Genomic DNA, 12528 nt, shown 5'->3' on the forward strand with positions numbered 1-12528 from the left:
CCCGAACTCAGCAGTGAAACGATGCATCGCCGATGGTAGTGTGGGGTTTCCCCATGTGAGAGTAGGTCATCGTCAAGATTAAATTCCGAAACCCCAATTGCGAAAGCAGTTGGGGTTTTGTTTTGCCTGTAGAAAAGTCCTGCCTTCGCATGCATCTACCCCCAGCCGTCGCAAGAGGCTGCCATTGGGAAAATCCTTCTGAAGTGACTGGGCGGTTTTTGGTATGGTGCAGCTCGTTTTTTAACGGACTGATGTGATGGCCACGGATCGGCACTCATTTATGTCAAAGAGTTGCTGTAGAAATGCCTGAACCCATCCCGATCAAGGATCACGAAAAAGAGACGCGTCTGGTCAACAAGCGGTTGATCGCCTGCGCCTTGTTTGTCTTCGCCGTCAGCTGTGCTTTAGTGGTGCGGCTGTACATTCTGCAAGTGGTGGAATTCGACTACCACTCGACCATCTCCGAAAACAATCGTGTCCATGTCCTGCCGATCCCGCCAACGCGTGGGCTTATATACGACCGTAACGGTGTGCTGCTCGCCGATAACCGTCCCAGTTACAACCTGACCATCACCCGCGAACGCGCCACCGATGTCAACCAAGAGTTGGATGAGGTCATCAGTCTCCTGCATCTGCCAACTGAAGACCGCGCGGTGTTCGATAAAGCCATGAAGCAATCCCGGCATCCATTCACGCCGGTAACGTTGTTCTATGAGCTGACGGAGGAGCAGATCGCCGTTCTGGCCGTCAACGAATTCCGTCTGCCGGGCCTTGATGTCGAACCGCAATTCGTTCGGCATTACCCCTTCGGCGAGCACTTCGCGCATTCGATCGGCTACGTCGGCCGGATCAACGAAAAAGAATCCAAGACCCTCGACTCGGTGGAGTACCGCGGTACCCAATCCATCGGCAAGACCGGTATCGAGCGATTCTATGAAGCGCAGCTCCACGGCCACGTCGGGTATGAAGAGGTGGAAACCAACGCTCAGGGCCGTGTGTTGCGAGTGCTCAAGCACACTGACCCGGTGCCCGGTAAGAACATCGTCCTGAGTCTCGACGTCAAATTGCAGGAGGCCGCCGAGGCTGCCCTGGGTGATCGTCGAGGTTCGGTGGTCGCGCTTGATCCATCGACCGGCGAAGTGCTGGCGATGGTCAGCAATCCGAGTTTCGATCCCAACCTGTTCGTCACCGGCATCAGTTCCAAGGAATACTCGGCGCTGCGTGATTCCATCGACCGGCCGCTGTTCAACCGCGTACTGCGCGGCTTGTACGCCCCGGGCTCGACGATCAAACCGGAAGTGGCCATTGCCGGTCTCGACGCTGGAGTCGTCACACCACAGACCCGCGTCTTCGATCCTGGCTACTACCAGCTCCCCGACTACGACCACAAGTACCGCAACTGGAACCACAGCGGCGATGGCTGGGTGGATATGGATGCTGCGATCATGCGATCCAACGACACTTACTTCTACGACCTGGCGCACAAGCTTGGCATTGATCGGCTGCACGATTACATGGCGATGTTCGGTCTTGGCGAGAAAGTCTCGCTGGACATGTTCGAAGAGTCGGCCGGCCTGATGCCTTCACAAGCCTGGAAGCGTGCCACGCGCCGTCAAGCGTGGTACCCCGGGGAAACCGTAATCCTTGGTATCGGCCAGGGCTATATGCAGGTGACGCCGCTGCAACTGGCCCAAGCCACGGCGCTGATCGCCAACAAAGGCGTGTGGAATCGTCCGCACCTGGCGAAGACGGTCGATGGCATAGCCCCGGTGGATGAGCATCCGATGCCGAATATTTTGCTCAAGGACCCGCGTGACTGGGAGCAGGTCAATCACGGCATGCAGATGGTGATGCACGACGCCCGCGGTATTGCCCGCGCGGCAGCGGCAGGTGCGCAATACCGCATCGCCGGCAAGAGTGGTACGGCGCAGGTGGTGGCGATCAAGCAAGGTGAACGCTACAACCGCGAGAAGACCCTCGAACGCCATCGTGATAACGCCTTGTTCGTCGGTTTTGCGCCGGCCGAGCATCCGAAAATCGCCATTTCCGTGATGATCGAAAACGGTGAGGCGGGTGGTCGGGTGGCAGGCCCTGTTGTGCGGCAGATCATGGACGCCTGGCTACTTGATCAGGACGGCCATCTCAAACCGCAGTACGCGGCGCCGACCAAAGCGCCGGGCGATCCCCACGTTTAACGCTGATCGCCTGCAGGGTTAGTGGTCCGCCAGACACACCTGCAAGCGCTCGATGAACAGCGTCTCGGCGCGGCTCATGCGCTGGTCACGGTTCCACAGCAAATGAATGTCGACATCGGCAATCCCCTCATCGGGCGGTAGGCGCCAGAGCAATCCAGCCTCGACGTCTGCCGCCACTACGTGTTCTGGCAGACAACCAATACCGAAGCCGGCGATGACCAGTCGCCGGACTTCCTCCAGGCTCGGCGATGACGCTACGATGCGCCCGCTGAAACCTTGCTGATCGCGGAAAATCGTCAACGGCGAGAGCATTCCGCCGATCTGGTCGCTGGTAAAACTGACAAAATTCTCACGCTGCAAATCGCCTTCGTCGACGTCCTCCCGGGCGAACAGTTCATGGTGCTTGCCGCAGAAAAACGCATAGCGCTGCCGCAGGAACAAACGCTGTTCCAGGCGCGGTTGCGGCCGGCGATTGAGGCTCAGGCCGAGAGTCGCGGTTTTCTCGTGCAAGGCGCTGACGATGTCCGAACTGCGCATCACATCGACCTCCAGATCCACACGCGGATATTGCCGGTGAAAGTCAGCGAGGAAGTCATCAAAGCGTTCGGAGAAGATCCGGCTAATGATCAGCAGACGTACTTTGCCGATCACTTCGTCAGCCGGTTGTTCGAGTAATCCGCCGACTTGTGAAACTTGACCGTAAATCTCGCCAGCCAATTGGAAGATCTGCTCACCCACTTCGGTCAGCGCAAAACGCGGGCCGCGCCGGGCAATCAGCTGTCGCCCGAGTTGTTCTTCCAGACGCTTGAGCGCCTGGCTCACTGCCGGTTGCGTCAGGTGCAGGCGCGCTGCAGCGCGACTGATGCTTAGCTCCTGACCGATCACCCTGAAGGTGCGCAAAAGGTTCCAGTCCAGACGATCATTGAGCAGGCGTTGCACGTCGCGTTCAGCCATGGCGGCTCTCGATTATTAGTTGGCGTAATAATCGGAATAATAAATAGAAAATTGACTAATCATAGCCCCCGGACGATAAATCATGTCCAGACAGGCGCCGCCAGAGTGCCTCCGATTTAGCGTTTTCCTCCTGCCAAAAAAACAATCAAAGGAGCCCGACCATGAAGCCCTCAGCTTCCAACCAGCCGCGCCGTGCGGCAGCCGCAGCCTTTGTTGGCACCATGATCGAGTGGTACGACTTTTACATCTACGCCACCGCCGCCGCGCTGGTGTTCGGCGCACTGTTTTTTCCGTCCGATGATCCTTTGTTCAGCACCATGGCTGCGTTCGGCACCTTCGCCGTGGGCTTCTTTGCGCGGCCTTTGGGCGGGATCATTTTTGGCCACATCGGTGACCGCATCGGCCGCAAGAAATCGTTGATTATCACGTTGCTGATGATGGGCGTGGTTACCGTGTGCATCGGCCTGTTGCCGACTTACGCGCAGATCGGCGTCGCCGCACCGGTGTTGCTGATTCTACTGCGCATCGTTCAGGGCATCGCCGTCGGTGGGGAGTGGGGCGGGGCAGTGTTGATGGCCGGTGAGCATGCCCCGAAAGGTCGACGCAATTTCTTCGCCTCCTTCGCGCAACTTGGTAGCCCGGCGGGTTTGATTCTGTCGCTGCTGGCGTTCAGCGCGGTGACGCGGTTGCCCGAAGAAGACCTGATGAGCTGGGGATGGCGCCTGCCGTTCCTCGCCAGCGCATTGCTGTTGCTGGTTGGTCTGGCGATTCGTCTGGGCGTGAATGAGTCTCCGGAGTTCATCGCCAGCCGCGAGCAAGCGAGCAGGGAGACCCGCAAGGAGCAGGCGCCGGTCATGGAAGTTCTGCGTACCGCCTGGCGGCCGCTGTTACTGTGTATTGGCGCGAACACGCTGGGGATTGCCGGGGTGTATTTCACCAACACGTTCATGATTGCCTACACCACCCAGCAACTGGCATTACCGCGTTCGCTGATTCTCGAGTGCCTGTTCTTCGTCGCGATCATCCAGTTCTGCATTCAGCCGCTGGCGGCATGGACGGCTGAGAAGATCGGCGCCACGCGCTTCCTGTGTCTCGTGTCGCTGCTGGCGATGGCTTCGCCGTATCCGATGTTCGTCCTGGTCAGCTCGGCGCAGGCGCCGCTGATCATCCTCGGCATCGCCCTGGCGGTGGTGTGCATGGCGTCGTTCTACGCCGTGATCGCCGGTTACGTCAGCGGCATGTTCGAGACGCGTGTGCGCTACACCGCGATCTCGCTGGCCTATCAGATTTGCGGCGCGGTGGCCGGTGGTTTGACGCCGCTGGTCGGCACGATGCTCGCGCATGAATTCACCGGTCAGTGGTGGCCGCTGGCGGTGTTCTACAGCCTGATTGCAGCTGTCTCGCTGATCTGCGTGCTGTCCCTCGCACGCCGCCACGCCAGCGCGCATCGCGCGGAAATGGCCTCCATTTGATTCCCCATTCCAGGAGTACCTCATGTTGAAGATCAACGGCGAACGCCTGTGGGCGAGCCTGATGGCGATGGCCGAAATCGGCGCCACCCCACGTGGCGGCAGTTGCCGTCTGGCGTTGAGCGACGAGGACAAGGCCGGCCGCGAACTGTTCGCGCATTGGTGCCGCGAAGCTGGCATGAGCCTCAGCGTCGATGCTATCGGCAATCTGTTCGCCCGTCGCCCGGGCACCGATCCCGATGCCGCGCCGGTGATGATGGGCAGCCATCTCGACACGCAACCGGAGGGCGGCCGTTTCGATGGCGTCTACGGCGTATTGGCCGGTCTGGAGGTGGTGCGTTGCCTCAACGACCGCCACATCAGGACGCGCAAACCACTGGAAATCGCGGTGTGGACCAATGAGGAAGGTGCGCGTTTTACCCCGGCGATGTTCGGCTCGGCCGTGTTCACCGGGATCATGGATCTGAACGCCGCGCTGGCGGTGCGCGATGCTGACGGCATCAGTGTTGCCGATGAATTGCAGCGCTTGGGTTACAGCGCAGATCGTCCGTTGGGTGGCGCAGTCGATGCGTATTTCGAGGCGCATATCGAACAAGGCCCGATCCTCGAAGACAACGCGAAAAGCATTGGCGTCGTGACGGGTGGCCAAGCGATCCGCTGGCTCGATGTGCGGGTCGAAGGCATGGCTGCGCACGCTGGCACTACGCCGATGCCGCTGCGCAAAGATGCCTTGTACGGCGTGGCGCGGATGATTCAGGCGATTGAAACCCTCGCGGCGGATTTCGCCCCTGAGGGCCTGACGACCGTGGGCGAATTGAGCATCAACAAATCGTCGCGCAACACCATTCCGGGGCGGGTAAATTTCACCGTCGATCTGCGTCATCACCGTGACGACGCCATCGCCGCGCTGGAAACACAGGTGCGCGCGCAGTTGCAGGCAATCGCCGATAGCCGGGGTTTGAGCGTGACGATCACCCCACACTGGACCAGCCCCGCAACACCGTTCAATGCCGAGTGTGTGGCGGCGGTGCAATCAGCGGTGGATGCGCTGGGCTACGCTCAGCAATCGATTGTCAGCGGCGCCGGGCATGACGCGATTCTGCTCGCGAGGTACTGCCCGACGGCGATGGTGTTTATCCCGTGTGTCGGTGGCTTGAGCCATAACGAAGCTGAAGACGTGCTACCCGAAGACGTCCGACAGGGCGCCGACGTACTGCTCAACGCCGTGCTCGCCCGCGCGGAAATATCTCGGTAACCCCCAATCCCAATGTGGAAGCGGGCTTGCTGGCGGGTTGAAGAGTTGTATTCACTGACAGGAATCCATCATGCGCAGTTTTTTCCACCCTGAACAATTGCTCCATCATCCGCGCAGCTACTACTCCCGTGGTCAGATGCGCACGCCGCAGGAAGTCCCCGAGCGTGCGCAGCGACTGGTACAGGCCGCGCACACTCTGGGCTTCAGCGTTGAACAACCGAGCGATGCCGGCCTGGCGCCGTTGCTGGCGGTACACGGCGCGGCCTACCTGACCTTTCTTCAGGAAGCGCACGCGCGCTGGAAAGAAATCCCCGAAGATTGGGGCGATGAAGTGATGTCGAACATCTTCGTCCGTGAGCCCAACGCCCTGCGTGGCATCCTCGCGCAAGCCGCGCGCTATCTGGCCGATGGCAGTTGCCCGGTGGGCGAGCAGACCTGGCGCTCGGCGTATTGGTCGGCACAGAGCGCAGTGGCGGCTGCTCAGGCATTGATCGACGGCGAGGCGGCGGCTTACGCGCTGTGCCGTCCGCCGGGACATCATGCCCGTGCCGAAGCGGCTGGCGGATTCTGCTACGTGAACAACGCTGCGGTGGCCGCGCAGGTCTTGCGCAACAAATTCGCCAAGGTCGCGGTGCTCGATACCGATATGCACCACGGTCAGGGCATTCAGGAAATTTTCTACGACCGCGACGATGTGTTGTACGTCTCGGTGCATGGCGATCCGACCAACTTCTACCCGGGTGTGGCCGGCTTTGCCGATGAGCACGGAGCGGGCGCGGGTGAGGGCTTCAACCTCAATCTGCCATTGACGCATGGCGCGAGCGAAGCGGACTTCCTCGCGCAACTGGAGGTGGCGTTGGTGGCAGTGCGTGATTTTGGTGCCGAGGTTCTGGTGCTGTCGCTGGGCTTCGATATTTATGAGCTCGACCCGCAAAGCAAGGTGGCGGTGACACGCGAAGGATTTGCCGAACTGGGCGCGCGGATTCGCAGCCTCGGGTTGCAGTGTCTGATAGTCCAGGAAGGTGGGTATCACCTGGAAAGTCTTGAGGACAATGCGCGGGCATTCTTTGTCAATCCCGAGGTCTGGCAAGTCTGAGATCGGGCTTGTCTGGCAGATTCCCTTCGCGAGCAAGCCCGCTCCCACAATTGAAATGCATTCCAATGTGGGAGCGGGCTCGCTCGCGAAGGGCCCTTAAAACCGCTGCAAAGAATCAGGCCCCGGGCACCGGGCAACTCATGTCACCTTCCTCGCACTTCAAATACTGCTTCAGCGCCTCGACCCGCACCTTGGTCACCCCGGTCAGGCAATTGCTGTAGATCAGCGGATAAACACTTCCGCCCGCCACCCCGGACGCCGAAAACGTGCACTCGGCATCACGAAAGCCGATCCACGCCCGCTGCGCGCTGACTAACAGCTTTTTGCCATCCGGATTGTCTTTCAACCGACCGGTGATTTGCTGATACACCGCATTCAACTCCTTGTCCGCCGCTTTGAACTCCTGCCCGGCGCACTGATTCATGGTCGCCTGATCGCTGGCATTCGCGCAGTCGACAGCGGCGTGGGCGAGAGGGGTGAAGAGAACGGGCACCAGGGCCAGGAGCAGGCGTGGGGACATTGGAATCGACTCGTTTGACGGTAAAGAGTTGGCAGTTTAGTCGGTTAGTGCAGTGCACCGTGCAGACTTCTGATACAACTTCATGTTGGACATGTGGTCATACAAGCCTAGTGTTCAAGACAGGAGGTGACGTATGACACCAGTACCTAATAGTTTCGAACGCAAGATCACGCTCAAGGTGCCGCGCTCCCATGTCTGGCGGGCATTGGTCGATGCCGAGGCGTTTGGTCAGTGGTTTGGGGTGGCGCTGGAGGGCCGGCGATTCATTGCCGGTGAATGGACGCAGGGTCAGGTCACCTATCCCGGTTATGAACATGTGTTGTGGAATGTGCTGATCGAGCGGGTCGAGCCCCAGCAGTTGTTCTCGTTTCGCTGGCATCCGTATGCGGTCAATCCGAACATCGACTATTCCCAGGAACCGACCACGCTGGTCAGGTTCGAATTGCAGGATTACGAGGACGGCACACTGCTCAAGGTTTGCGAGTCCGGTTTCGCGCATATCCCCGATGTACGGCAGAAAGAGGCCTATTTCATGGATAGCCGTGGCTGGGAAGAGCAGTTGAGCAGGCTCGAACAGTTCCTCGCCGAGAGCGCCAAGGCACGCGCGTATGGCGGCGGCTGATGTCGTCGAGCCTTGGCTGACGCGGTGGCAGCAAGCCTGCGGGAGCTGAAAGTGGCGCAAATCGCGTCAGTCAAGGCTCGATGCCTGACACCCCTAAGGGTTTTCGGAAGGGCTGCTATGGCGAATGTCCTACACGCGCTGGTAGCTTTTACGACTATTGCTGATTGGATCCACTGCGTAATCTACACACATCAACTGAGACACAGGGAGTGTTTCAGGATCACGGATGATCGACCATTTGCAAGGATCGCTGCCGACAGGGAGTCGATAATGGTCTTGGGAAAACCCGCTTCGGCGGGTTTTTTTTCGTCTGCAGAAAAGCTCCGCATTCAAACAAAAACACCGCCGAATGGCGGTGTTTTCATATCTGCAGTTTATGAAGCAATCAACTGACGCAGGACGTAATGCAAAATCCCGCCTGACTTGAAGTACTCCACCTCATTCAAGGTATCAATCCGGCACAGCACCTCGATTTTCTCCTGCTTGCCGTCCTCGCGGGTGATCACCAGCGGCAGGTTCATGCGCGGTTTCAGTTCGACCCCGGTCAAGCCCAGAATCTCGAAGGTTTCCTTGCCGGTCAGGTTGAGGCTCTTGCGGTTCTGATCCAGCTTGAACTGCAGCGGCAACACGCCCATGCCGACCAGGTTGGAACGGTGAATCCGTTCAAAGCTTTCGGCGATCACCGCTTTTACACCGAGCAAATTGGTGCCTTTCGCTGCCCAGTCACGGCTTGAACCGGTGCCATATTCTTGCCCGGCAATCACCACCAACGGGGTCCCCGAGGCCTGATACTTCATCGCCGCGTCGTAAATCGCCAGCTTCTCACCGGTCGGAATGTAGATCGTGTTGCCACCTTCTTCGCCGCCGAGCATTTCGTTGCGGATACGAATGTTGGCAAAGGTGCCGCGCATCATCACTTCGTGGTTGCCACGCCGCGACCCGTAGGAGTTGAAGTCCCGCGCCTCGACGCCTTTTTCGCGCAGATAACGTCCGGCCGGGCTGTCGGCCTTGATGTTGCCAGCGGGGGAGATGTGGTCGGTGGTCACCGAATCACCGAGCAGGGCTAATACCCGCGCGCCTTTGACGTCCTTGATTTCCGGCAACGGGCCGGAGATGTCGTCGAAAAACGGCGGATGCTGAATGTAGGTCGAATCGTCCTGCCACACGTAAGTCGCCGCTTGCGGCACTTCGATGGCTTGCCACTGTTCATCACCGGCAAACACTTCGGCGTATTCCTTGTGAAACATCGCCGTGTTGACCTGATTGACCGCATCGGCGATTTCTTTACTCGAAGGCCAGATATCGCGCAAATACACCGGATTGCCTTGCTGATCCTCGCCCAGCGGTTCGCTGCTGATATCGCTGCGCACGCTGCCGGCGAGGGCATAAGCGACGACCAGCGGCGGCGAGGCCAGCCAGTTGGTTTTCACCAAGGGATGCACGCGGCCCTCAAAGTTGCGGTTGCCGGACAGCACCGAGGCCACGGTCAGGTCGGCTTTCTGGATGGCTTTCTCGATCGGCTCAGGCAGCGGCCCGGAGTTGCCGATGCAGGTGGTGCAGCCGTAGCCGACCAGAGAAAACCCGAGCTGGTCGAGATACTGCGTCAGCCCCGCAGCCTTGTAATAGTCGGTGACCACTTTTGAACCCGGTGCCAGCGAACTCTTCACCCACGGTTTGCGCGTCAGGCCTTTCTCTACGGCTTTTTTCGCCAGCAGCCCGGCGGCCATCATCACGCTCGGGTTGGAGGTGTTGGTGCAGGAGGTAATCGCGGCGATGACCACCGCACCGTTTTTCAGGCGATACGTGTGACCTTCGTACTCGTACTCGGTTTCCCCGACCAGATCGGCATTGCCCACGGCGACGCCACCACCGCCTTCGCTTTCCAGGCGGCCTTCTTCCTTGCTGGTGGGTTTGAATTGCAGGTCCATGAAGTCACTGAACGCCTGCGCGACATTCGGCAGCGATACGCGATCCTGCGGGCGTTTCGGCCCGGCGAGGCTGGCTTCGACGCTGCTCATGTCCAACGCCAGGCTGTCGGTGAACACCGGTTCCTGACCGGGCAGACGCCACAGGCCCTGGGCCTTGGTGTAGGCCTCGACCAGTTTCACCACTTCCGGTGGACGGCCAGACAGGCGCAGGTATTCCAGCGTCACGTCGTCGACCGGGAAGAAACCGCACGTCGCGCCGTATTCCGGGGCCATGTTGGCGATGGTCGCGCGGTCAGCCAGCGGCAGGTCGGCGAGACCGTCACCGTAGAACTCGACGAACTTGCCCACCACACCTTTCTTGCGCAGCATTTGCGTAACCGTCAGTACCAGGTCAGTGGCGGTGATGCCTTCCTTGAGTTTGCCGGTCAGTTTGAAACCGATCACCTCCGGAATCAGCATCGACACCGGTTGCCCGAGCATCGCCGCTTCCGCTTCGATCCCGCCAACGCCCCAGCCGAGCACGCCGAGGCCGTTGATCATGGTGGTGTGGGAGTCGGTGCCGACCAGTGTGTCGGGGAAGGCATAGGTGCGGCCATCTTCCTCCTTGGTCCAGACGGTGCGGCCGAGGTATTCAAGGTTGACCTGGTGGCAGATGCCGGTGCCCGGCGGCACCACGCTGAAATTGTCGAAGGCGCTCTGGCCCCAGCGCAGGAACGCATAACGCTCGCCGTTGCGCTGCATTTCGATGTCGACGTTCTGTTCGAACGCGCTGGCGGTGCCGAACCTGTCGACCATTACCGAGTGGTCGATCACCAGATCCACCGGCGACAACGGATTGATGCGCTGCGGATCGCCACCGGCCTTGGCCATCGCTGCGCGCATGGCGGCGAGGTCGACCACGGCGGGGACGCCGGTAAAATCCTGCATCAGGACGCGGGCAGGGCGGTACTGGATTTCCCGGTCGGAACGGCGCTCCTTGAGCCACGCGGCAAGCGCCTTGAGGTCGGCGCCGGTGACCGTTTTTTCATCTTCCCAGCGCAGCAGGTTTTCCAGCAGGACTTTCAGCGACATGGGCAGCCTGTCGAGGTCGCCCAGGCTTTTGGCGGCATCCGGCAGGCTGAAATAATGGTAGGTCTTGTCATCGATTTGCAGTGTTTTGAGCGTTTTCAGGCTATCGAGGGACGGCATTACAATCACTCCTTTGAATCCGCACGGCTACGGATCGGGGGACGAATAGAGCTTTAAACCTAGCCCTGTTTCAGGTAGCTGGCTAATAACTGGACTCTATGAGCGGAACCAAGGTTCCGACATCGGCTATCATGCGCCGGTTTTCGTGACAGGCTTTGTTGCAACGCAGGGCTTGAGCATCGCGCAGGGGCCGAATCACCGCCCTCTGCCCAGGAGTAAGAATGAACACCCTATTCATGCATTGCCGGCCAGGCTTCGAAGGCGAAGTCTGTTCCGAGATTTCTGACCTCGCGGCACAACTCAACGTGGCCGGCTACGCCAAGGCCAAAGCGGCGACCGCCTGCGCCGAGTTTGTTTGCACCGAGGAAGATGGCGCCGAGCGCCTGATGCGCGGTCAGCGTTTTGCCGAGCTGATTTTCCCGCGCCAATGGGCGCGTGGCGTATTCATCGATCTGCCGGAAAACGACCGCATCAGCGTGATCCTCGCGCAGATGGCTGATTTTCCGCTGTGTGGCAGCCTCTGGCTGGAAGTCGTCGACACCAACGACGGCAAGGAACTGTCGAATTTCTGCAAGAAATTCGAAGGCCCGCTGCGCAAGGCCCTGACCGCTGCCGGCAAACTGGTGGAAGACGCCAGCAAGCCGCGTCTGCTGCTGACCTTCAAAAGTGGTCGCGAAGTGTTTCTGGGGATGGCCGATGCCGGTAACTCAGCGATGTGGCCAATGGGCATTCCGCGCCTGAAGTTTCCGCGCGAGGCGCCCAGCCGTTCGACGCTGAAACTGGAAGAGGCGTGGCACCATTTCATCCCGCGTGATCAGTGGGAAGATCGCCTGCACAGCGACATGACCGGGGTCGACCTCGGCGCCGCACCGGGCGGCTGGACCTGGCAACTGGTCAACCGCGGCATGCTGGTGACCGCCATCGACAACGGCCCGATGGCTGAAAGCCTGATGGACACCGGCCTTGTGCAGCATCTGATGGCCGACGGTTTTACCTTCAAGCCCAAGCAACCGGTGGACTGGATGGTCTGCGACATTGTCGAGAAACCGGCGCGCAATGCCGCGATGCTCGAAGAATGGATCGGCGAGGGGCATTGCCGCGAGGCGGTGGTCAACCTGAAGTTGCCGATGAAGCAGCGCTACGCCGAAGTGAAGCGTTTGCTCGAGCGCATTGCCGAAGGCTTCAAGGCGCGCGGGATCAAGGTCGATATCGGCTGCAAACAGCTGTATCACGACCGCGAGGAAGTGACCTGCCACCTGCGCCGTCACGACATCAAAAAAACCAGATCCCGCTGAAACACC

9 protein-coding genes and 1 rRNA gene are annotated in these 12528 nt (G+C 59.8%); 7 read left to right on the top strand and 3 right to left on the bottom strand.

Going from position 1 to position 12528, the window contains the following annotated elements; genetic code table 11:
- Window positions 1-78, top strand: a 5S ribosomal RNA gene (gene rrf, locus AACY19_RS27920); the annotation flags it as partial.
- A 224-nt stretch (window positions 79-302) separates the two neighbouring features.
- Window positions 303-2195, top strand: coding sequence for a penicillin-binding protein 2 (gene mrdA / locus AACY19_RS13460; protein ID WP_339450870.1), 1893 nt, complete (start codon window positions 303-305; stop codon window positions 2193-2195).
- An 18-nt stretch (window positions 2196-2213) separates the two neighbouring features.
- On the opposite strand, the gene AACY19_RS13465 is transcribed toward mrdA, so the two are convergent.
- The gene (locus tag AACY19_RS13465; RefSeq protein WP_339450872.1) at window positions 2214-3149 is read right to left on the bottom strand and encodes a LysR family transcriptional regulator; all 936 of its coding nucleotides are present in this window, start codon (window positions 3147-3149) and stop codon (window positions 2214-2216) included.
- Window positions 3150-3310: 161 nt separating this feature from the next.
- Between AACY19_RS13465 and AACY19_RS13470 the strand changes: the two genes are divergently transcribed.
- The 3 genes from AACY19_RS13470 (at window position 3311) to AACY19_RS13480 (ending at window position 6969) form a co-directional block, all read left to right on the top strand.
- Window positions 3311-4621: an MFS transporter gene (locus tag AACY19_RS13470; protein ID WP_339450874.1), complete on the top strand. Its 1311-nt coding sequence runs from the start codon at window positions 3311-3313 to the stop codon at window positions 4619-4621.
- 22 nt (window positions 4622-4643) lie between these two features.
- Window positions 4644-5873, top strand: a complete 1230-nt coding sequence (locus AACY19_RS13475; protein WP_339450876.1) for a Zn-dependent hydrolase — start codon at window positions 4644-4646, stop codon at window positions 5871-5873.
- Window positions 5874-5943: 70 nt separating this feature from the next.
- Complete coding sequence (locus tag AACY19_RS13480; RefSeq protein ID WP_339450878.1) at window positions 5944-6969, top strand: histone deacetylase family protein; 1026 nt, start codon at window positions 5944-5946, stop codon at window positions 6967-6969.
- A gap of 115 nt (window positions 6970-7084) precedes the next feature.
- On the opposite strand, the gene AACY19_RS13485 is transcribed toward AACY19_RS13480, so the two are convergent.
- Window positions 7085-7489, bottom strand: a complete 405-nt coding sequence (locus AACY19_RS13485; RefSeq protein WP_339450880.1) for a lysozyme inhibitor LprI family protein — start codon at window positions 7487-7489, stop codon at window positions 7085-7087.
- A gap of 133 nt (window positions 7490-7622) precedes the next feature.
- On the opposite strand from AACY19_RS13485, the gene AACY19_RS13490 reads away from it, so the two are divergent.
- Complete coding sequence (locus tag AACY19_RS13490; protein WP_339450882.1) at window positions 7623-8111, top strand: SRPBCC family protein; 489 nt, start codon at window positions 7623-7625, stop codon at window positions 8109-8111.
- Between the two features lie 374 nt (window positions 8112-8485).
- Here the strand turns inward: AACY19_RS13490 and acnA are convergent, their stop codons facing one another.
- Entirely contained in the window at window positions 8486-11227 is a 2742-nt protein-coding gene (acnA, locus tag AACY19_RS13495; RefSeq protein WP_339450884.1) for an aconitate hydratase AcnA, read from the bottom strand.
- 221 nt (window positions 11228-11448) lie between these two features.
- Between acnA and rlmM the strand changes: the two genes are divergently transcribed.
- Window positions 11449-12522, top strand: coding sequence for a 23S rRNA (cytidine(2498)-2'-O)-methyltransferase RlmM (gene rlmM, locus AACY19_RS13500; RefSeq protein ID WP_339450886.1), 1074 nt, complete (start codon window positions 11449-11451; stop codon window positions 12520-12522).
- Window positions 12523-12528 lie beyond the last annotated feature (6 nt).

The organism is Pseudomonas sp. EA_5y_Pfl2_R50 (genome assembly GCF_963970475.1).
Taxonomy (GTDB): domain Bacteria; phylum Pseudomonadota; class Gammaproteobacteria; order Pseudomonadales; family Pseudomonadaceae; genus Aquipseudomonas.